The 19,654-nt window shown below is 69.9% G+C and carries 16 protein-coding genes and 4 pseudogenes; 9 read left to right on the forward strand and 11 right to left on the reverse strand.

All coding sequences use genetic code 11. The features are described from left to right. Together ABT085_RS27335 and ppdK are read right to left on the reverse strand one after the other, a co-directional pair. Positions 1–492 (reverse strand): annotated as a pseudogene (locus tag ABT085_RS27335) (IS200/IS605 family accessory protein TnpB-related protein); the annotation flags it as partial. A gap of 222 nt (positions 493–714) precedes the next feature. After that, positions 715–3,399, reverse strand: coding sequence for a pyruvate, phosphate dikinase (gene ppdK / locus ABT085_RS27340; RefSeq protein WP_351613274.1), 2,685 nt, complete (start codon positions 3,397–3,399; stop codon positions 715–717). Positions 3,400–3,691: 292 nt separating this feature from the next. Here ppdK and ABT085_RS27345 point away from each other — a divergent pair, with 292 nt between their 5' ends. From ABT085_RS27345 to ABT085_RS27360, 4 genes are all read left to right on the forward strand, one after another. Then, positions 3,692–5,416 carry a GAF domain-containing sensor histidine kinase gene (locus tag ABT085_RS27345; RefSeq protein ID WP_351613277.1) on the forward strand — a complete coding sequence of 575 codons (1,725 nt, stop codon included), beginning with the start codon at positions 3,692–3,694 and terminating at the stop codon, positions 5,414–5,416. Between the two features lie 266 nt (positions 5,417–5,682). Then, positions 5,683–5,889: a hypothetical protein gene (locus ABT085_RS27350; RefSeq protein WP_351613279.1), complete on the forward strand. Its 207-nt coding sequence runs from the start codon at positions 5,683–5,685 to the stop codon at positions 5,887–5,889. 226 nt (positions 5,890–6,115) lie between these two features. Then, entirely contained in the window at positions 6,116–7,030 is a 915-nt protein-coding gene (locus tag ABT085_RS27355) for a universal stress protein (RefSeq protein WP_351613282.1), read from the forward strand. A 121-nt stretch (positions 7,031–7,151) separates the two neighbouring features. Next, positions 7,152–7,427 (forward strand): Hsp20/alpha crystallin family protein, encoded by a 276-nt coding sequence (locus ABT085_RS27360; RefSeq protein ID WP_351613315.1) that lies wholly within the window; start codon positions 7,152–7,154, stop codon positions 7,425–7,427. Between the two features lie 102 nt (positions 7,428–7,529). Here ABT085_RS27360 and ABT085_RS27365 read toward each other — a convergent pair whose 3' ends face one another. Genes ABT085_RS27365 through ABT085_RS27375 form a run of 3 tightly spaced genes read right to left on the reverse strand, consistent with a single transcriptional unit; the run spans position 7,530 to position 9,216 of the window. Beyond that, on the reverse strand, positions 7,530–8,186 hold the full coding sequence (locus ABT085_RS27365; protein ID WP_351613285.1) for a CBS domain-containing protein: 657 nt from the start codon (positions 8,184–8,186) through the stop codon (positions 7,530–7,532). A 48-nt stretch (positions 8,187–8,234) separates the two neighbouring features. Further along, the gene (locus ABT085_RS27370) at positions 8,235–8,456 is read right to left on the reverse strand and encodes a hypothetical protein (protein ID WP_351613288.1); all 222 of its coding nucleotides are present in this window, start codon (positions 8,454–8,456) and stop codon (positions 8,235–8,237) included. A 31-nt stretch (positions 8,457–8,487) separates the two neighbouring features. Next, on the reverse strand, positions 8,488–9,216 hold the full coding sequence (locus ABT085_RS27375) for a CBS domain-containing protein (RefSeq protein WP_351613291.1): 729 nt from the start codon (positions 9,214–9,216) through the stop codon (positions 8,488–8,490). Positions 9,217–9,472: 256 nt separating this feature from the next. On the opposite strand from ABT085_RS27375, the pseudogene ABT085_RS27380 reads away from it, so the two are divergent. The 4 genes and pseudogenes from ABT085_RS27380 to ABT085_RS27395 all read left to right on the forward strand — a co-directional run. Further along, positions 9,473–9,730: pseudogene (locus ABT085_RS27380) on the forward strand (glycosyl hydrolase family 65 domain-containing protein); the annotation flags it as partial. 124 nt (positions 9,731–9,854) lie between these two features. Beyond that, the gene (locus tag ABT085_RS27385) at positions 9,855–10,766 is read left to right on the forward strand and encodes a universal stress protein (protein WP_351613294.1); all 912 of its coding nucleotides are present in this window, start codon (positions 9,855–9,857) and stop codon (positions 10,764–10,766) included. A 5-nt stretch (positions 10,767–10,771) separates the two neighbouring features. After that, positions 10,772–11,269, forward strand: a complete 498-nt coding sequence (locus ABT085_RS27390; protein WP_351613297.1) for a universal stress protein — start codon at positions 10,772–10,774, stop codon at positions 11,267–11,269. Beyond that, positions 11,251–11,444 (forward strand): annotated as a pseudogene (locus ABT085_RS27395) (transposase); the annotation flags it as partial. The gene ABT085_RS27390 and the pseudogene ABT085_RS27395, both read left to right, overlap by 19 nt. 161 nt (positions 11,445–11,605) lie before the next feature. On the opposite strand, the gene ABT085_RS27400 reads toward ABT085_RS27395, so the two are convergent. The 3 genes and pseudogenes from ABT085_RS27400 to ABT085_RS27410 form a co-directional block, all read right to left on the reverse strand. Further along, entirely contained in the window at positions 11,606–11,971 is a 366-nt protein-coding gene (locus tag ABT085_RS27400; RefSeq protein WP_502982817.1) for an L-histidine N(alpha)-methyltransferase, read from the reverse strand. Next, positions 11,887–12,486: a cation efflux transmembrane domain-containing protein gene (locus tag ABT085_RS27405; RefSeq protein ID WP_351613303.1), complete on the reverse strand. Its 600-nt coding sequence runs from the start codon at positions 12,484–12,486 to the stop codon at positions 11,887–11,889. The genes ABT085_RS27400 and ABT085_RS27405 overlap by 85 nt, the downstream gene beginning before the upstream one ends. Before the next feature lie 325 nt (positions 12,487–12,811). Continuing rightward, a pseudogene (locus tag ABT085_RS27410) lies at positions 12,812–14,021 on the reverse strand (IS3 family transposase). A 584-nt stretch (positions 14,022–14,605) separates the two neighbouring features. Between ABT085_RS27410 and ABT085_RS27415 the strand changes: the two are divergent. Next, positions 14,606–17,245 (forward strand): beta propeller repeat protein, encoded by a 2,640-nt coding sequence (locus tag ABT085_RS27415; protein ID WP_351613306.1) that lies wholly within the window; start codon positions 14,606–14,608, stop codon positions 17,243–17,245. A gap of 196 nt (positions 17,246–17,441) precedes the next feature. Here the strand turns inward: ABT085_RS27415 and ABT085_RS27420 are convergent, their stop codons facing one another. The 3 genes from ABT085_RS27420 to ABT085_RS27430 all read right to left on the reverse strand — a co-directional run bounded on the left by ABT085_RS27420 (position 17,442) and on the right by ABT085_RS27430 (position 19,381). Next, a complete protein-coding gene (locus tag ABT085_RS27420) occupies positions 17,442–17,600 on the reverse strand; it encodes a hypothetical protein (protein ID WP_351613309.1) in 159 nt (52 codons plus the stop codon). A gap of 1,194 nt (positions 17,601–18,794) precedes the next feature. Next, positions 18,795–19,178, reverse strand: a complete 384-nt coding sequence (locus ABT085_RS27425; RefSeq protein WP_351613312.1) for a hypothetical protein — start codon at positions 19,176–19,178, stop codon at positions 18,795–18,797. After that, positions 19,175–19,381: a hypothetical protein gene (locus ABT085_RS27430; protein WP_142268318.1), complete on the reverse strand. Its 207-nt coding sequence runs from the start codon at positions 19,379–19,381 to the stop codon at positions 19,175–19,177. Before ABT085_RS27430 ends, ABT085_RS27425 begins: the two co-directional genes overlap by 4 nt. Positions 19,382–19,654 lie beyond the last annotated feature (273 nt).

Raw genomic sequence — 19,654 nt, forward strand, 5'->3', positions numbered from 1 at the left:
GCCCGGTCCGCTTCCGCCTTCGCCAGCCGGTCTTGCAGGGCGTGCAGGCGGCGGGACTTGGCATGCCACTCCGCCCGCGAGCCGTAGCCGCGGGCCAGCCCCGCCCGCCGGTCCGCCTTCGCGCCCAGCGGCCGGGCCAGCCAGCCGTGCGGTGATCGACGCGACCTGCCCCCGCAGCCAGGATGCCTCGGCCGCCTGCCCCCGCCGGGACAACGCCCACTGGTCATGCGTGGCCTTGGTGATGCTGCCCGCCCATCTGGCGGACGAGAGACCAGTCAAGGCCCGTTTGCGCACCGCCCGTGTGGCCGCATCATGCTCCGCCCCCTGCCGGACACGGGTCGCGAGATCACCCGCGGCCAGCGAGCCGAGGAACACCCCCACCTCGGTCAGCACCGCCACGTCCGCCTGCGACACCCGCAGCCGGGCCCGGACCGCAACCCCCGCGGGACCGGGCACCACGAACGACGCCGCCACCTCCCGCACCCCACCCACCCCCACCCCCGCCCAGCACTGCCCCACCCGAAAAGGTCACGCATTCGACCGGCAAACCCACGCTCCCACCCACCACATGCTTCCACCACCCGCTCACCCATGCTCACGAGAACGCACTCGTGCACGGTCAAGCAGCAGCAGTTCCGAACCCCTCGACGGGGGCAGGGCGACCATCAAGGGCATCGGGCCTGGGCGGCGTCCTTTCGGGCTCCGCGGTCCCGCTCACCTGCTGTCGCTCGTCCCCACCTCCGGGAGCGCGGCTCGTCCGGCCTCCAGACGGGCGACGGGGACGCGGAACGGCGAGCAGGAGACGTAGTCCAGTCCGGCCGCGTGGAAGAAGCGGACGGATTCGGGGTCGCCGCCGTGCTCGCCGCAGACCCCGATCTTCAGATCGGGATGCGCGGCGCGGCCCTCGTCGACCGCGATGCGGACCAGTTGGCCCACTCCGTCACGGTCGAGGGTCTCGAAGGGTGAGGTGGCGAAGATGCCCTTGTCGAGGTAGGCGGAGAAGAACGCCGCCTCGACGTCGTCGCGGGAGAAGCCCCAGGTGGTCTGGGTGAGGTCGTTGGTGCCGAAGGAGAAGAACTCCGCCTCCTTGGCGATGCGGCCGGCCGTGAGCGCGGCCCGGGGCAGTTCGATCATGGTGCCGACCGGGCACCGCACGGACACGCCGGATTCCTCGGAGACCTCGGCCAGGACCTGCTCCACCTCGGCCCGCTCGATGCGCAGTTCCTCGACGGCGCCGACCAGCGGCACCATGATCTCCGCCTCGGGCGAGCCCCCGGCCCTTGTGCGTTCTACCACCGCCTCCGCGATCGCCCGTACCTGCATGGCCACCAGCCCCGGAACGACCAGGCCCAGACGGACGCCGCGCAGCCCGAGCATCGGGTTCTCCTCGTGCATGCGGTTGACGGCGGCGAGCAGCTCGGTGTCGTGCGGGTCGGGCACGGCGCCCCGGGCTTCGGCGGCGGCGATGCGCACGGCGAGCTCGGTGCGGTCGGGCAGGAACTCGTGCAGGGGCGGGTCGATGAGCCGGATCGTCACGGGCAGACCGTCCATCGCCGCCAGGATGCCGATGAAGTCCTGCCGCTGGAGCGGCAGCAGCGCGCCGAGGGCCTCCTCGCGCTCTGTCTCGTCGCGGGCCAGGATCATCGCCTCGACCAGTTTGCGGCGCTCGCCGAGGAACATGTGCTCGGTGCGGCACAGTCCTACGCCCTGCGCGCCGAACCTTCGGGCGCGGGCGGCGTCCTCGGGGGTGTCGGCGTTCGCCCGCACCTGAAGCCGCCGCACGCCGTCGGCCCGTTCCATGGCGCGGGCCACGGCTTCGACCAGGGCGTCGGACCGCTCGCCCGTCTCGAAGTACCGCATCACGGCGGAGTCGACGAGCGGGGCGGCGCCCAGGTACACGGAGCCTTCGGAGCCGTCGACGGAGACGATCGTTCCCTCCTGGACGACGGTGTCTCCCACGGTGAAGCGGCGCGCCGCGGTGTCCACGGCGAGTTCCTCGGCACCGCACACGCACACCCTGCCCATGCCCCGGGCGACGACGGCCGCGTGGCTGGTCTTGCCGCCTCGGCTGGTCAGCACCGCCTGCGCGGCGATCATGCCGGGCAGGTCGTCGGGGGTGGTCTCCTGGCGTACGAGGACGACCTTCTCGCCTGTGGCGGCCCGGCGGACGGCTTCGGCCGAGTCGAACACCGCCGCGCCCACGGCCGCACCCGGCGAGGCCGGGAGACCGTGCGCGAGCGCCTCGCCGACGGCCGAGGTATCGAAGCGGGGGAACATCAGCCGGGCGAGGCCGTCCCCGTCGACGCGGGCCAGGCCCTCGTCGGGGGTGATCAGATCCTCGTCGGCCAGTTCGGCGGCGATGGCGAAGGCGGCCTCGGCGGTGCGCTTGCCCACCCGGGTCTGCAGCATCCACAGCCGGCCGCGCTCGATGGTGAACTCGATGTCGCACAGATCGCGGTAGTGGGTCTCCAACGTCCGCATGTGCTCCAGTAGTTGCGCGTACGAGGTCGGGTCCGGCTCCTCCAGGTCGGTGAGCGGGACGGTGTTGCGGATGCCGGCGACGACGTCCTCGCCCTGGGCGTTCGCGAGGTAGTCGCCGTACAGACCGGGCCGGCCCGTGGCCGGGTCGCGGGTGAAGGCGACGCCGCTGCCGGAGTCGGGGCCGAGGTTGCCGAAGACCATGGTCTGCACGTTCACCGCGGTGCCCAGGTCGTCCGGGATGTGCTCGCGCCTGCGGTAGACCCGGGCGCGCTCGCCGTTCCAGGACTCGAAGACGGCGAGGACGGCCCGGCACAACTGATCGTCCGGGGACTGCGGGAAGTCCTCGCCGGTCTCCCTGCGGATCAGCTCCTTGTACGTCCCGACGAGTTCGGTCAGGTCGGCCGCGGTCAGGCCGAGGTCGTTCGCCGTGCCCCGGACCCGCTTGAGGTCGGCCAGCGTGCTCTCGAAGAGGGAGCTGTCGACGCCCATGACCGTGCCGCCGAACATCTGTACGAGCCGACGGTAGGAGTCCCACGCGAAGCGCTCGTTCCCCGAGACCTTCGCCAGGCCGAGCACGGAGTCGTCGTTGAGTCCGATGTCGAGGATCGTCTCCATCATGCCGGGCATGGAGAACCGTGCCCCGGAGCGGACGGACAGCAGCAGCGGGTCGTCGGGCTGTCCCAGCCGCCGTCCCGCGGTCTGCTCCAGGACGGTCAGGTGCTCCGTGATCTCGCGGGCCAGGCCGCTCGGCTCGGCGCCGGTGGCGAGGAAGGCCTGGCAGGCCTCGGTGGTCACGGTGAAGCCTGGCGGGACCGGCAGCCCCAGCCGTGTCATCTCGGCCAAGTTCGCGCCCTTGCCGCCGAGCAGGCCGGCCAGGTCACGGCCGCCCTCCGCGAAGTCGTACACGTAACGGACCATGACGTCGGTCTCCTCCGATGGGCTTCGGGCTGGTTACAGCTCCAGCGTCCGAACGTCGGTACCGGAGCGTCAGGTGCCGTCGGTCCTCTCCATGGGGCCGGTCGGCCCAGGCAGGTCCGTCCCCTTCCCGGGGAGTTCCCGAAGTTCCGTCTTCGGGGCGATGTCGATGGGGCAGCGGTGCGAGCCCTGGTACCCGGCCCGATTCGCTACCGCATTCCGAAGCCGACTACTACCGTGGGCACATGATCGGACCGGTAGGTGTCCGAGTTGAGGGGAACCTGGAGGAGTACCGGTGGGAAGCCCCGAGGAGGCCCGCGTACGGCTGCCTCAGCTGCGGCTGGACGAGCTGTTGGAGGAGCTGCAGGCGCGCCTGGACGCGGCCCGCGACACCCGCGACCGGGTGCACAGCCTGCTGGAGGCGGTGCTGTCCGTCGGTCGGGAGCTGGACCTGGAGCAGGCCCTGCACAGCATCGTGGAGGCGGCCGCGGTACTGGTCGACGCGAAGTACGCGGCGCTCGGCGTGATCGGTCCGGACGGCAGGCGTCTGTCGGCGTTCCACACGGTCGGGGTGAGCGAGGAGCAGATCGCCCGGATCGGCCCGTATCCGGAGGGGCACGGGATTCTCGGCGAGCTGATCAGCCATCCTGAGCCGCTGCGGCTGGCGAAGATCTCCGAGCACCCGGCCTCGCACGGCTTCCCGGCGCACCATCCGCCGATGAACACCTTCCTCGGCGTCCCGATCAGGGTGCGCGACCAGGTCTTCGGGAATCTGTATCTGACCGAGAAGCGGGGCGGCGCCCAGTTCGACGAGGAAGACGTCGCGGTCACGCTCACACTGGCCGTGGCGGCCGGCGTCGCCATCGACAACGCGCGGCTTTACGAGGAGTCCCGGCTGCGGGAACGCTGGTTGCGGGCGAACGCGGACATCACCCACATCCTGATGTCCGGTAGTGACCGCGCCGAGGTCCTCTCGTTGATCGCCGAGCGGGCCCGTGAGATCACCGGAGCCGCCCTGGCGGCGGTCGCGCTGCCCATGGCGGACACCGGAACGCTCGCCGTGGAGATCGCCGTCGGCCTGGACGCCGAGGCGCACCGGGGCCTCGTCCTGCCGATGGACAGCAGCCTGATGGGGCTGGCCTTCTCCGGTGCCGCCCCGGTTTCCAGCGCGGACGTCGGCCATGACGAGCGGATCTCCCTGGAACCTCCGCGGTTCGGCGGGCTCGGCCCTGCCGTGGCCGTGCCGATCGGCGCGGGCGAGGCGGGTCCGCAAGGCGTGGTCCTGCTGGCGCGAGAGGCCGGTCAGCCGGTGTTCTCGGCGGCTGAGACCGAGCCCCTGAAGACCTTCGCCGCACAGGCCGCCGTCGCGATGGAGCTGGCGCGGCGCCGCCGGGACGCCGAGGAGGTCGCGGTGCTCCAGGACCGCGACCGCATCGCACGGGATCTGCACGACCTGGCGATCCAGCGGCTCTTCGCCACCGGCATGACCCTGCAGAGCGCCGGCCGCTTCATCGAGCACGAGGAGGCCTCCCAACGCGTGGTGCGCGCGGTCGATGACCTCGACGAGACCATCAAGATCATCAGGTCGACGATCTTCGGCTTGCGCTCCCGAGCGGGCGCGGGGGAAACCGCCCTGCGGGCACGGGCGGTTCGGGTGGTCGGCGAGGCCGCGCCGGTCCTCGGCTTCGCGCCCGGCGTGCGCATGGAGGGCCTGCTCGACACCGACGTGCCGAAGGAGATCGCCGACCACGTGGTCGCGGTGCTCTCCGAGGCCCTGACCAACATAGCCCGCCACGCGCGCGCGGACCGGGCCGACGTGCTCCTGGCGACGGACGGGCGGGAGGTGCGGCTGTCGGTTGCCGACAACGGCGTGGGCATCCCCGAAAGCGGTCGCCGCAGCGGGCTGCGCAACATGGCGGAACGGGCCGAGCAGTTGGGCGGCCGTCTGGAACTGGGGAAGCCGGAGAGCGGCGGCACCGGGCTGGTGTGGCGGGTGCCGACGCGGAAGGCGGAGGGCTGAGGCGCACGGCATTCGTGCGCGACGGGCCGTCCGGAAGGCGTCCGAAGATCGGGAGCCTTCGGCCGCCGCGGAGTGCGGGGACTCCGGCCCACGTGTATGCGCTTCATGATCGCCTCCTCCCGGGCCTGCCGGCCCAAGGCTCGTGCGGCCCCAAGTGCAAGTGCCGTTCCGCGCCTGTGTCCGGCCCACTCGGCTCATGCGCCCCGACTCGTTGCGGAGTTGGCTGGTAGCAAGGAGAACGACCCCGACCAGGGAGGGCGAGCACAGTGGGTACCAGCCTCACACCGGAGTTCTGGGAGCGGTTCGCGGTACTGCTCGTGTTGGCGGCGGGTCTGACGTGTGTCCTCACCGCGGCCTTCGACGGTCTTGCCGTCCGGCTGCTGCGCCGACGGACGCCCAGGACGCTCCCGCAGGTGCCGCATCGGGCGGTTCGGCCGGTTCGGAAGGAGCACCGCACGGCGGTGCACTCGTGACGTACCGGGCAGGCATCGCTTCCGTGGGCCAGGGACCAAGTCCCCGGCCCACGCTGTTGCGCAACGCCTTCAGCGCCGTCACCAATGCGCCCGGCCGACCGTGACCGACATGGCGTCAGAGGCTCTGCACCGGGGGCCGATCGGCTCCTGACGAGGACTTCCGGCCCCTCCTGCCCCAGCGCACGGGATCGGAGACTGACGGTACATCCCTGAAGGAGGTCCGCACATGCTCGCCATCACCGTCGGCCTCGACGGCTCGCCCGAAAGCATCGCCGCCGGGGACTGGGCCGCGCGCGAAGCAGCACAACGACAGGTGCCCCTGTGTCTCCTGCATGCCAGGGACTCACTGCGCCCGCTGTATGCGCCCTTCACGGCGGCTGCGGTGCCGGACATGATCGACGCGCAGCGCACATGGGCTGCCGGCTTCCTGCTCGAGGCAGAGTCCCGGCTCACGGAGCGCCACCCGGGTCTGCGGATCACCACCCAACGGACCGAAGAGCAGCCCGTCCCGGCCCTGCTGACCGCCGCGAAGGACACCGAACTGCTGGTCCTCGGGTCCCGGCGCCTCGGTACGGTGGCGGGTTTCCTGGTCGGCTCCGTCGCCCTAGCTGTGGTGGCACACACGGAACGGCCCGTCGTCCTCGTGAGGGCCGGTGAGCGCCCCGAGGACGAGCATCTGCCGGACGCCACGGGCACCGAGGCGATTACCACTCCGTACCGTGACGTCGTGTTGGGCTTGGACCTGGAGAGCCCGGCCGACGCCGTCGTCGAGTTCGCGTTCGAGGCCGCATGGCGTCGTTCGGCCGGCCTGCGGGTGGTCCACGGCTGGAACCCCGCCGCCGTCTACGGCTACGGCGCCGTCCTGGATTCGGCTCTCAACGCCGAACTGGCGGAGGAGGCCCGGCACGGACTCAGCGACGTCCTGCGGCCTTGGAAGGACAAGTTCCCCGGGGTGGAAGTGCGCGAGCAGGCCGTCATCGGTGGCGCCGGCCGTCACCTTGTACACGCTTCGCGGGACGCGTCGCTGGTCGTCGTCGGGCGGAAGAAGAATCACGCGTTGGTGGGCGTCCGCATCGGCCCGGTGACGCACGCGGTGCTGCAGCACGCCTCCGTGCCGGTAGCGGTGGTGCCGCACGACTGACAGCGCCGGTGGCCACAGCCGACCGGGTCCATCAGGGGCCCGGTCGGCCCGCGCACTCGGTGACTCCTTCGGCGGAACGCTGGAAGCGACCAGGTAGGAGAGGGGAAGCGGCACCTACGTCCTGCGCGCCGAACTCCCCGGACTCGACCCGGACAAGGATGTCGAGATCACCGTGGAGGACAACGTTCTGACCCTGCGGGCCGAGCGCGCTGAAGAGACGACGGAGAAGCACCGCACGGAATTGCGATACGGCGCCTTCGTCCGTTGCGTTCGTCTGCCGTCCGGAGCAAAGGGAGAGGAGGCGACCGCAGAGTACAAGGACGGCGTTGTGACCATCACGGTCCCGGTCCCGGAGGAGAAGGCGGGGACCAGGACCATCCAGGTGCGGCGCGGTTGAGACAGGGCAGGTCGGGCCGCATCAGGTGTGCGCGCCCGGCGGCTCGCCGGCCGCGCACACTGCTGCCACGCCCGACAGTCAGTGGACACACGGCACTGTGTGCTACCGGGTGCCGATCGCGCCGGTGAGATGACAGTGGACGTCGACGATTCCTTCGACAGTCCGCGCCAGCCGTTCGGCCACCGGTATCAGCTCCGCGTCGTCCACCCATCCCGTGAGGGTCACGACGCCCTCAAGGACCTCGACCCGGATGTGGTCGGCGGGCAGTGGGAACAGGCGGTCGACGACCTCGTGACGTACTTCTTCGGTGAGGTCCTCGTCGTTCCGGAGGAACACCTTGAGCAGATCCGAGCGGCTGACGACGCCGTCGAGCCTGCCCTCGGTGTCGATCACGGGCAGCCGCTTGACGTTGCGCCTGGCCATGATGCGGGCCGCCTCGGCCAGCGTGGTGTTGCCGTGCACGGTGACCGTCGGGCTGCTCATCAATTCCTCGGCGGTCAGCGCGCCGGCTTTCGCCAGGTCGGACAAGCGCTGCCGCTGGGTGAACCGGTCCGGAACGCTGTCCCGGAACTCCTCCTTGGGCAGCAGGTCGGCCTCCGAGACGACCCCGATCACCCGGCCCTCGCCCTCGAGCACCAGCAGCGCGCTGACCTTCCACCGTTCCATGAGCCGGACGATGTCCTTGAACGGCGCGTCGCGGCCGACGGCGACGACGGCACGTGTCATCACGTCGCTCACGACGCGGGGGCTGGTTTGCATGATCTCCTCCTCGAGGTGATCAGGAGGGGCGTACACCAACGGTGACGATCACTTCCGGAACTCTCGGTGGTCGTCGTCCTTGCCGAAGTAGTGCCGCTCCTCGACGAACTCCCGTTCGCCGGGACGCAGGACCGCTCCCGGCGTCGACAGGAAGGCGATGAGCCCCAGGACGCCGACGCCCATCAGCGCGACGCCGACGACGAACGAGCTGTAGCCGAACACAAGGCAGGCGCCCAGCACCGAGGCGACGATCAGAAGGAGAGGGATCATGGCCGTTGTCCTTCCTTCATGCACTTCCTGTTCAGAGCGCCCGCAGCCAGTCGTCGGCGACGCCGTGCACGGCCAGGCCGGTGGGCTGCGGGGGCTTGTCGTCGATGCGGTAGGAGAGGTGGTCGACGACGTCCACGACACCGTCCAGCCGCCGCGTCACACGGATCGCGACCGGTATGTCGCTGCGTCGCTCCAGCCGACCGGTGAGCGTGACCACGCCGTTCCTCACGGCCGCCTCGACGGTGTTCGGGGCCAGCCACAATGTGTTGACGAAAACCTCCTGCTGCACGTCCCGCTGGATCTCGTCGTCGGTGCGCAGGAAGACCTGGAGCAGGTCCCGGCGCGTGACGATGCCGACGAGCACGCCCGCCTCGTCCACCACGGGCAGCCGCTCGACGCGGTGCTCCGTCATGAGCCGGGCGGCCTCGGCGACCGTGGCGTCGGCGCACACGGTGACGGCGGGCCTCGACATCACCCCGCCGGCCGTCGTGGCACGGCTCTTGGCGGCGGCGCGCCGGGCACGGGCGCTGAGCAGACGGCGACAGCGCGCCCGGACGCCGGCGGTCTCCGGCTCGCGAGCCTGACGCAGCACGAGGTCGGTCTCGGAGATCACACCGATGACCTTGCGGTCCTCGTCGATCACCGGGAGCCCGCTGATGCGGTGCTCTTCGAGCAGGCCCGCCACTTCCTTGAACGGCGTGTCGCACCGTGCGGTGACGACGTCGCCGACCATGAGAGCGCCTGTCCTCGTGGGCTTCATGGCTGAGCCTCGCTTTCGTGGGTGGCAGTGGTCACGAACCCCCTTCAGGGGCCTTGACTTCAGCTTCCGGCCACGGGCGCGCGAACCCCAGGGGCCGATGGTCCCCGCCCAGGGCCGACCCGCCCGTCGTACGGCCCCCGCCGGTGCGACCGTGAAGGCGGACCTCTGTGCTGCATGGAATGCCGGTCACGGGTTCGCCCGCGCCCAGCAGGATCCGCTCGTGGGATCCCCGTGGCAGACCGTTCCGGTGTCGCGCGACCTCGTCCAGCCCGGCCTGACCGGACTGGAGTCCCGGGACGGCGCGCTGTGGCTCGATCCGGTGCCACTGCCGGAGCTGTCGTCCCACGGTTTCTCGCTCCGCTACCAGGGTCACTGGGGCGTCCGGCTGCGGCTTGAGCCCCGGCGGCTGGAGGTGACAGTGCCGCCGCCCGACGGCTCACCGATCGCCATCCGGCTGCCGGACCGAGCGGTCAGCGTGCAACCGGGCGAGAAGTGTCACCTCCTCCTTCCGGACCGATCGCGGGCGTCGCGTAGAGGGGCCGTACGGCCTCCGGAGGGGACCGGGCAGCCTCTGCCTCCGCACGGGCCGCGGAGTGACGCTGGTACCGAATGGCAGACCGAGCATTGGAGGTGCCGAGATGCTTCGACCCGTTGTCGCCGGAGTCGACGGATCCGCCGGAAGCCTGGCCGCTGCCGCATGGGCGGCGCGCGAGGCCGAACGACGTGACAGGCCGGTTCAATTGGTGTACGTCTGGGACTGGCACCCCCGTCGGCAGGAGCGCGAGATCGCCACTGCCGCCCAGCGGCATCTGGCCCGGCGTTCTTTGCGGCAGGCGCAAGAACACGTCCGCGCCGAGTGCCCCGAAGTCCGCCTCACCGGCGAGCAGATGGAAGGCCCGGCCGTCGCCGCCCTGCTGAAAGCGGCGGACCAGGCCGATCTGATGGTCCTGGGCTCACGCGGACTGAGCGGCTTCACCGGATTCCTCGTAGGATCCGTCGCCCTCGGCGTGGTCGCGAAGGCGACGCGTCCCGTAGTCCTCGTCCGGGCGGACGAGGAGGCGGCCGACGAACACGTGCCGGCAGGCGACGGAAGTTCCTCGACGGACACCGGCTACCAGGACGTCGTGCTCGCCATCGACCTGGGTGAAGCCTGCGACGAGGTCATCGAGTTCGCCTTCGAGGCCGCCCGGCTCCGGCATGCCCGGCTGCGCGCCGTGTACGCCTGGCACGCGGCCGGCTCCATCGACCTCGGAGCGGGCGACATCGGACTGGTCAAGGACGCCTGGCAGGGTGAGGAGTGGCTGGGCTTCCTCAGGGCCGTGCTCCAGGTGTGGCGCGACAAGTACCCCGACGTGGAGGTCCTGGAGACGGTCGTGGACGAGAAGCCGTCGACCGCGCTGGTGAGGGCCGCGACCGGAGCGGGTCTCCTCGTCGTCGGCCACCGCCTCCCAGAACGTCCCGTCGGCCCCCGCACCGGACCCGTCACCCACGCTGCGATCCACCACGTGGGCTGCCCCGTGGCCGTCGTCCCTCATTTCCAGGGGAGGTGAGAGGCATGACGAGGCCGGTCGTGGCCGGTCTGGACGGTTCGAAGGAGAGCCTGGCCGCGGCGGACTGGGTGGCCAGGGAAGCCCTTCGCCGCAGACTGCCGCTCCGTCTGGTGCACGCCTGGGAGGGCCTGCCCGACGACGGCACCGGTGCGGACCTGCCCGAGATCCGGATGCCGCAGTACCACGCGCGGCAGGTGCTGCGCGGGGCCCCCGAACTGCTGAACGAGCGGTACCCGCGGCTGTACATCGCCGCCGAACAGGTGCGCAGGCAGCCGGTTCCCGCGCTTCTCACCGAGGCGGAGAACGCGGAGCTGCTGGTCATAGGGAGCCAGGGGACGGGCGGTGTCGGCGGGTGCATGTCGGGGTCGGTCGCCATGGCCACCGTGGCTCACGCCGACCGTCCGGTCGTCCTCGCCCGGGTGGGCGAGACGGCGACGGACGAACACCTCCCCGACGGTTCGGGAAGGACATCGGCCGGTACCCCCTGCCCGTGCTGGCCCTGACCGGCCCCGCCCGCCGTTGGGAGCCCAGCGCCTGCGGCTACGGCTGCTCTCTGCCGCCGCCCGCCTGGTCACCACCGGTCGTCGCTGCTGCCTCCGTCTTGCCCGCCACTGGCCCTGGACCGACGTGATCACCAGCGCTTTGAGTCGCCTGCGGGCGCTGCCGAACCCTGACTGACCAGCGATAACGGCCCATCCCGAGGAGCAGCCCTGCCCCCGGAGTCGTGGAACCCGGCGCCCACTCGACGCAACGGCCGGGCCACCGCCCTGCCCTTCACCAGCCCGAGAAGTCGAAACGGCCCGCCCGAGAAACCGACGGACCGTCACGAAAGATCGAGGTTAGTGAGTCGTGGCGAGCGTGAGAGTGAAGCTGGCTTCCAAGTCGGCCCAGAGCTGATTTGTGTGAAGGCCCGCTTCGGCCACTTCTGCGCGCAGCCCGTCCTCGGTGAATTTGGCGCTGCGTTCGGTGATCCATTCCTCTTCGTGCCCGAAGTGCACCACCAGGTCAAGTTCCCGGACTTTGACGAGCTGGTCGACTCGGCTGCGCAGCCTCATCTTGATGTGACCTTCGGCGCTGTTCCACATCGATATGTGATCGAAGGCGTCGGCATCCAGCCCGGTCAGTGCTCGCCGAAGGAGATCTCCTTCACCTCGCGGATCGCGTAGTACACGAGGACGTATCCGGCGAGCGGGTCGGCCCACCACCAGCCGGCCAGGGAGTTGAGGACGAGGCCGACCAGGACGGCAGCTGCGAGCAGGCTGTCGATGAGGGTGACACGGCCCTCGGTCTTTAGCACCGGGTTGTCCAACGCGGCCCCGGTGCGGGCCTTGCCCGCTGCGAGCGCGAACATCACCGCTGCTGTGATGGCGGTCCACGCGATGCCCAGCGGCGAGTGGTGTGGGCGGAAGCCGACGGCCAGCACCCATGTCGACTGGACCAGTAGATAGACGGCGAGGAGGGCGAAGCCGATCCCGATCAGCCTCAGTGCCCGCCTCTGCCGGTCCTCACCGCCTCCGGACAGTTCCCAGATGACCACGGTGGAGGCACCGATCTCGATCAGGGAGTCGAGGCCGAACCCTGCCAGGGCCACCGACCTCGCCGTGATCGCGGCTCCGGCGAGCACCACGATGCCGATCACATTCCAGGCGAGTGTGGCGTACTCCAGGGCGAAGCCGCGGCGGAGCAGGGTCTGGCGGGCGACATCATCGGTAGTGGTCACGGCATGAGTCTCCCCGGGGCATCGCCAGCTGCTGGTGGCGGGGCGCTCTGCGTGCTGCTGAATCTTGGGTTCTGGCTCGTTTTCCGGGCTCTGTCGCTGATTTGGGGGTGGTGACGATCAAGAACAGGTGGGCATCACCTGAGCGTGGGGGATGTGGTTCGCCTCGCCGACCTTCTTCCGGGGGTCGGGGTCGCGGTAGAGGGAGTGGTTCTTGGGGACGCTGAGGTCCGGCTGGCTGTGCGGTCCACGATGGACTCGGCCGCCTGTCCAGGATGTGGGTGGAGATCTTCGCGTGAGGTTGATCCCCGGGAGTGGACACCGGGTTTCACGCGACGAGTGACAGCATACGTGGCGTGATCAATCGTTGTTCGAACTCGGCTGGTGTGAGGTAGCCGAGCGCGGAGTGCCGACGGCGCCGGTTGTAGTACGACAGCCAGCGGAACAGCTCCAGCCGGGTCTGTGCCTTCGAGGTCCAGCGGCGGCCATGGAGCAATTCGCGCTTGAGGCCCTGGAAGAACGACTCGGCGAGGGCATTGTCATAGCTCGGGCCGGCCCGGCCCATGCTGCGGCGGATGCCGTGCCGGCGGCACACCTGGGCGAAGGCGGCCGCGCTGTACTGGGCGCCCCTGTCGGTGTGAAAACGACGCCATGGACCCGGCCGCCGCGGGTGGCCACGGCCATCTCGATCGCGTCGGTGACCAGGGAAGTCCGCATGTGGTCGGCGATCGACCAGCCCACCACCTTTCTCGAGCAGATGTCGATCACCGTGGCGAGGTAGAGCCACGTCGTGCCGACGGCTATGTAAGTGATGTCGCCGCACCACATGGTGTTCCGCGTGTCCGCGGTGAAGTCGCGCATCACCAGGTCCGGCGCGGGTGGCACGGTCCTGTCCGCGATCGTCGTGCGCTTCTTCTTGCGTAGGTGCCGGCCGACGATGTGGTTGATCCGCATCAGCCGGGTGACGCGCTTTCGGTTGATCCCGTGTCCGCGGGCACGGAGTTCGGCATGGACGCGCGGAGCGCCGTAAGCGCCATGGTGCTCGGCGTGGATGGCCCGGATCTCGGCCACGGTCCGTTTCTCCCCGGCCTGGCGCTCGGCGTGGGCCTGCTCGGTGGCCAAGTGCCGGTAGTAGCCGGCGCGAGATGTCCCGAGCACCCGGCAGCTCCGCTTGACGCCGAAGTCGGCGCGGTTGTCGGAGATGAAGTCCCAGCGGTGGGGTCTCACTTCACCTCCCGAGCGAAATAGGCGGCTGCCCGGCGCAGGATCTCGCGCTCCCGGTGCCACTCCTTCTCGGCCTTGAGCAGCCGAGTGTTCTCCGCCCGTAGCCGGGCCAGCTCCTCCGCCTCGCTCCCGCCCACGTCACCGGGTCCGGGCACCGCCTGGGCCTCGTCCTTGCGAACCCACGTCCGCAGCGACTCCGCGGTGATGCCGAGATCCGCGGCCACCGCGGCGTACATCCGCTTCCCGGCAGCGGCGTGGTAGAGCGCGACAGCGTCCTTCCGGAACTCCTCCGAATACGGAGACCTGCGTCCCACCTGGACATCCCTCCCTGAGCCATCAAGATCCATTGTCAGGGTGTCCACTCCAAAGGATCAACCTCACTCTCCACCCCGCCCCCGGTACCGGTCTCGAGGTCCGCGTCCGGCTGAGTTCCGTCCCTGGGGGCCCACGCGGGAAGCGCGGGCTGCACTCGGGGGAGGATTTCGGCTGCCGCCATGGCATCAGCGACCGAACGCTGGCGACGCGGCGCGGCTGACATCCTTCGGGACACCTGGACCTGCCACTCGGGGTTGGCCGCTGACGTGGGTTGATCGGGGTCGGCAAGCCTGGATCTCACGCTGGTGTCCGACCGCCAACAGGGCACCGCCAGGGCCCCTACCAGGAGGGCACTGGCGCGGCCGTGCTCCTCGCCAGCCTCTGGGCGGTGCTCGCCTGGGGTACCGACGGCCGTCTCCCACTGCTGGGTTCGGGCGTCGTCGCGCTCTCGGTCCGGAAACCGCCCACCCAGGGGCTAGTGACAGGTCCTGGTCAAAGTTTTGGCCAAGTGCCGGACGGTTTCTGCGGCCGGTGGTCGGGTTCTCCACGACGGCTGTATGACCACCCGTTTTCGGAGGATCTGGTGTCAGCACCAACCCGTAAGAGACGATGGCTCACGATCTGTGCCATCTCCGCATCCGCCGCACTTGTCGCGACACCCGCAGGCGCTGCGGCAGGCAAGACAAAGAGCCCGTTCGGGGCGCGCGCACTCGCCCGGCTCGCCGCCGAACGCGAGCACTCCATAGGGACCATCAGCCCCAAGCTGAAGGCCGACGACGGGGACGATGGCAACGAGGCCGACGAGATAGCCGAGGGCGCCGACCAGTACGCCGAGGCCCGCACCTCGCCCGGCATCGTCGCGCCCGGCGCCTACGGCGCCGCCTGGGACGGCCTCACCGACCTGCCCTCCAAGGGCGGCAGTTGGCGCCATGTCACCGATCTGCCGTACAACTCCGACGACTCCCGCTACCGAGACATCGACTCCAACTCCAGCGGCGGCTCGGGCAATGTCACCGGCCGTATGGCCGCGATCGCCGCCGACGACGACGGCTACGTGTACACGGGCAGCGCCGGCGGCGGCGTATGGCGCTCGAAGCGGGGCGGCGGGCACTGGAAGCCCATCAGCGACAAGCTGCCCTCGCAGTCCACCGGCGCGCTCGCCCTGGACGGGGCCGGCCGGCTGTGGCTGGGCACCGGCGAGGCGACCACCAACGCGGACGCCTACCTCGGCAGCGGCGTGTACGTGCTGTCCAACCCGCACCACGGCAGCTTCTCCACCCGCAGCCGGGTCGGCGGTGACGAACTGCAGTCCACCACCGTCCGCCAACTCCGGTTCGGCGGCGGCAAGGTGTGGGCGGCGACCAGCGAGGGCGTGTGGAGCCACTCCACCAAGACGCTGAAGGGTGCCTGGAAGCTGGAGTTCGCGCCCAACCCCGACTATCTGCCGGGCGGTTCGAAGACGAACGACGACTCGGCCGCGTACAAGAACATCACCAACGACATCGCCATCGACCCCAAGGACCCCTCGAGGGTGATCCTGGCGGTCGGCTGGCGCAGCGGTGACGACTACAACGGCTTCTACACCAAGGACGCCAAGGGCGCCTGGACGCGGATCACCAGCGGCTTCGGCGACCTGCCGACCGACACGGACAACGTCGGCACGGTCACCTTCGCCCGTTCCGCCGACGGCTCCCGCTACTACGCCATCGACCAGTCGCCCGAGCAGATGGCGTCCAACCCGGACAGCGGTCTTCAGGGCATCTACAGTGCCGCCTCGCCGTTCGGGCCATGGACGAAGGTCGCCGACTACAAGCAGCTGGCCGCCGACGGCTCCGCGCTGACCTCCAGCGGCTACATGCCGGGCGTGCAGGCCTGGTACAACCAGTTCCTGACCGTCGACCCGAACGACCCCAAGCACGTGTACGCGGGTCTGGAGGAGGTCTACGAGTCCAAGGACGGCGGCACCACCTGGTCCACCGTCGGCCCCTACTGGAACTTCAACTTCTCCTGCTGGTCCATCGATCCGGCCAAGCAGACCGGTGACTGCAACCCGACCACCCACTCCGACCAGCACGGCGTCGCGATCGGCAGCTACCACGGCAAGAGCTTCGTGTACGTCGGCAACGACGGCGGCGTCTACAAGCGCCCCGTCAACGGCTCCCAGGACGCCTCCGGTCACGCGACCGACTGGACCTCCCTCAACGACGGCACCATCGACACGCTCCAGTACTACTCGGTCGGCGTCGGCAACGACCTCGACCACGGCGGCGTCTCCGTCACCGGCGGCCTCCAGGACAACGGCCAGTCCGTACTGCGCGGCAACGACACCGTGATGGGCTCCAACTTCGGCGGCGACGGCGGCGACACGCTCACCGACCCCGCCAACGGCTGCAACATCGCCGAGGAGTACGTCTACCTGTCCGTCCAGGTGACCCAGAACTGCGCAATCAACGACGGCAGTTGGATGACCGACCCGAGCAAGGCGACATCGTACAACGTCGCCCCCGCCGACAACGCCACCAGCGAAGCCCGCTTCATCGCCCCGCTCACCACAGACGCCAAGGACAGCGCCACCTGGATCGCGGGCGGCCGGCACATCTGGGTGCAGACCCACGGCTACGCCATCCGCAGCGGCTCCGAGTGGAAGAGCGTGTACGACCTCGGCGCCGGACGCGCCGCGACCGCCGTCGCCGCCTCCGGCGGCAAGGTGTACGCGGCCTGGTGCGGCCCCTGCAACAACCAGGACTTCGCCCGCGGCATCTCCGTCGGCAACGCGGACGGCACCGGCTGGCACGACATCACCCTGCCCGTCAACGGTACGGTGCCCAACCGCTACCTCAGCGGCTTCGCGATCGACCCGAAGAACGCCGACCACGTCTACCTCGCCGTCAACGGCTTCTCCCGGCACTGGACCGAGGGCCCCGGCGCAGGCGTCGGCCACGTCTTCGAGTCCACCGACGGCGGCACCACCTGGAAGGACATCTCGGCGAACCTCCCCGACGTGCCGACGAACTCGGCGATCGTCCTGCCGAACGGCGGCCTGGCCGTCGCCACCGACCTGGGCGTCGTCTACCGTGCCCCGGGCCACACCAGGTGGCAGCGAGTCGGCTCCCTCCCGGCCGTCGCCGTGCTCCAGCTGAAGCTGAGCCCCGACGGCCGCACCCTCTACGCGGCCACGCACGGCCGTGGCATCTACACGATCAAGGCGCGCGACTGCGACTGACGCACACCCGGCAGCCAGATAAGGGGTGGTCCCGGTCTCCGGGGTCACCCCTCCTGCGCAGAGGGCGATCCCGGAGAACGGCGCACATAGACAGGTCCTATTGCGCGGTGGCCCGGGCGGCAGAACTCGCCGGCCGGAGCCTGGAAGTCGCATGTGGCCATTCCGGCCGGTCAGAAGGGACCGCCGTATGTTCGGCTCACTGCACCGGGTACGCCGCCACACTCAGCCGGAGCGTAAAGAGGGGGGCGCTCTGCGGACCCCACGTGACGGTCGCCGAGCCGATGCGCGCGGCCCGCACCGTGACCCGGCTGCCGCCGTTGCTGAAGGTGGCCGTCGACGTCACCAGCGCCAGCATGGGGCTGCTGCTGCGTGGCTGCGGCCATGCTCCCCGGGGCCGAGGCCCGAGGATCACGGTCAATGTCGTACCAGATCGCACGCACAGGGTGCGGGCTGAGGGGTCCTTAGGACCGTGAGTGACGGTGGTTGAGCCCGCGAAGCATCCTGGGATTGCGGGGCCTGTTCCGTGCGGGTCTGGGGCTCGGGCCGACGGCGACGGCGGGGGCGTTGACGACCTCGTCGCGGAGGGCGAGCTGGGACTGCTCGACATGCTGACTCCGCCGGCCGACGACGCGATGGTGGGTGGGGTGGAGGAAGGGTGCGGCGGTGCCGAGGCTGCGTCCGAGCCGCCGCTGCCTCCGCAGGCGGTCAGGAGACAGGAGAGGGCTACCAAGGTGGCCGCGAGCGAGGGCCAGGGTCCTCGGCCGCGTCTGCAGTCCTCCACCATCATGACCACTCCTTCGCGCCACCGGACGTCACTGCGACGTCCTGGGGCACCGTTCGGTTCCCATCGGCCTGGCATCTTGGCAGGCCCTCAGCGGATACCCGAGTCAAAGGCGATGACCACTTCGGTGAACCGCCCGCTGGTGACCGTGACGCTCACCGATTGGGCGATGGGTGCGACGGCGCCGGTGAGGTTGGCGGGGTGGACGGTGTAGATGCCGGGCGGTAGCGGGACACGGAATCGGCCGTCGGAATCACTGGTCGTTTCCGTGACCCTCCGTTCGGGGGCGCCGTGGCTCCGGCAAGCTAGCCGGAGCGGTTTCGCGCCTCGAACACGATCGGCTCTGGCCTGGGGCGATAGCCCAGGCCTTGCACAGTGGTCACGAACAGCACCGCCCCAGTCGTGCTCTCTCCGGCGGTTGGGGTTGCCCTTTGTGCAACCCCTTCTACACAACCGCCGAGCGGGGAGTTCTGGAAGCGGCAATGCACGCTCTTCCGTCACAGGCGGCGCGTGAGCTGCGGCGTCTGGTGAAACCGTTCGACGACCTCTACATCGCCAAAACTTGGCCTGACCCCTTCGCCTCGCCCGACGACGGATGGTGGGCAAGACGCTGTTGGGGATAGTCCTGTTCGATTGCTGCCCCAGTACCGTTGCCTGCCCGGCGGAGTCGTTGAACGGCAAGCTCAGGGCGTGCGGCCCTGCTGCTCTGCCCCCCACCAGATGTATCGCCCGCCGCTGCGCCGAGCACGGAACTCGGATGCACCACAGTTACGTGGTGCGCCAGGACTCCAGGTGCTGGGCAACGGTGCGCAGGTCGGCTTCCTGTCCGCGGACTGCTTGGGCGAGCTCGTACAGGTCGTCGTCCTTGGCCTGGAGGGGCTGGCCGGAGACGTGCATGTACTGGCTGGTGCAGGCCCAGCCGATGACCAGGTTGTAGTCGGCGAAGGGGCGCAGCAGCAGTGCGCTGTGGAGGAAGGTCGCGGCGCGGGCGGGGGTCTCCTCGTAGTAGAGGACGCCGCGTTCCCGCTCGAACGTGTGCCGGCTGGCCATGAAGCCCAGGGCTCCCCAGTCCGTGATGGGCACGTTCAGTGGCGAGATGGCGGACTGGATCTGCAGAACCCATCCGACATCGACTCGGATGATCGGGCTCACCGCTGTCCCTCGGGGAAGCGGGCCGCCACGCCGGGCAGGATCCGGGCGGCTTCGGCTACTGCTCCTTCGACGAAGGAGATCCGGTCGGCTTCCTCCACGGTCACGTCGTGCACATGCTGCTTCAGACTCCGGCCCGTCAGCGCCGCCCGCTCACGCAGCCGCGCCATCTCTTCTTCGCTGAATTCCACATTGAGTGCAGGCATAGATCCATGGTACCCGGTTCGGTACCTGCTGCGGTACCGAACCGGGTACGGGCCGAGGGCGGGGAGGGAAAGAACCGGGCTCGGCCGTGGTGGCGGGGTGTCGCTTGTCGATGTCCTACCGGGTTCCACCGCCCGAGGAGGGAAGAACCCACCGACTGATCACAACATCACACAGGCCCTAGGGTCCGTCTTCAAACGGATCTTGCCCAGAGCAGGAATGACGCGAGACTGACCGCTGCCTCGTAGGAGGTGGCGGTCTTGTCGTATCTGGTG

The organism is Streptomyces sp. NPDC002265 (assembly GCF_040296125.1).
In the GTDB taxonomy this organism is placed as follows: domain Bacteria; phylum Actinomycetota; class Actinomycetes; order Streptomycetales; family Streptomycetaceae; genus Streptomyces.

Excerpts from the sequence above, each read along its gene's own strand:
- ppdK (WP_351613274.1), bottom strand. The coding sequence starts at position 3,399 with ATGGTCCGTTACGTGTACGACTTCGCGGAGGGCGGCCGTGACCTGGCC.
- ABT085_RS27355 (WP_351613282.1), top strand. The coding sequence starts at position 6,116 with ATGCTCGCCATCACCGTCGGCCTCGACGGCTCGCCCGAAAGCATCGCC.
- ABT085_RS27365 (WP_351613285.1), bottom strand. The coding sequence starts at position 8,186 with ATGCAAACCAGCCCCCGCGTCGTGAGCGACGTGATGACACGTGCCGTC.
- ABT085_RS27370 (WP_351613288.1), bottom strand. The coding sequence starts at position 8,456 with ATGATCCCTCTCCTTCTGATCGTCGCCTCGGTGCTGGGCGCCTGCCTT.
- ABT085_RS27375 (WP_351613291.1), bottom strand. The coding sequence starts at position 9,216 with ATGAAGCCCACGAGGACAGGCGCTCTCATGGTCGGCGACGTCGTCACC.
- ABT085_RS27385 (WP_351613294.1), top strand. The coding sequence starts at position 9,855 with ATGCTTCGACCCGTTGTCGCCGGAGTCGACGGATCCGCCGGAAGCCTG.
- ABT085_RS27390 (WP_351613297.1), top strand. The coding sequence starts at position 10,772 with ATGACGAGGCCGGTCGTGGCCGGTCTGGACGGTTCGAAGGAGAGCCTG.
- ABT085_RS27420 (WP_351613309.1), bottom strand. The coding sequence starts at position 17,600 with ATGCTGGCGCTGGTGACGTCGACGGCCACCTTCAGCAACGGCGGCAGC.
- ABT085_RS27430 (WP_142268318.1), bottom strand. The coding sequence starts at position 19,381 with ATGCCTGCACTCAATGTGGAATTCAGCGAAGAAGAGATGGCGCGGCTG.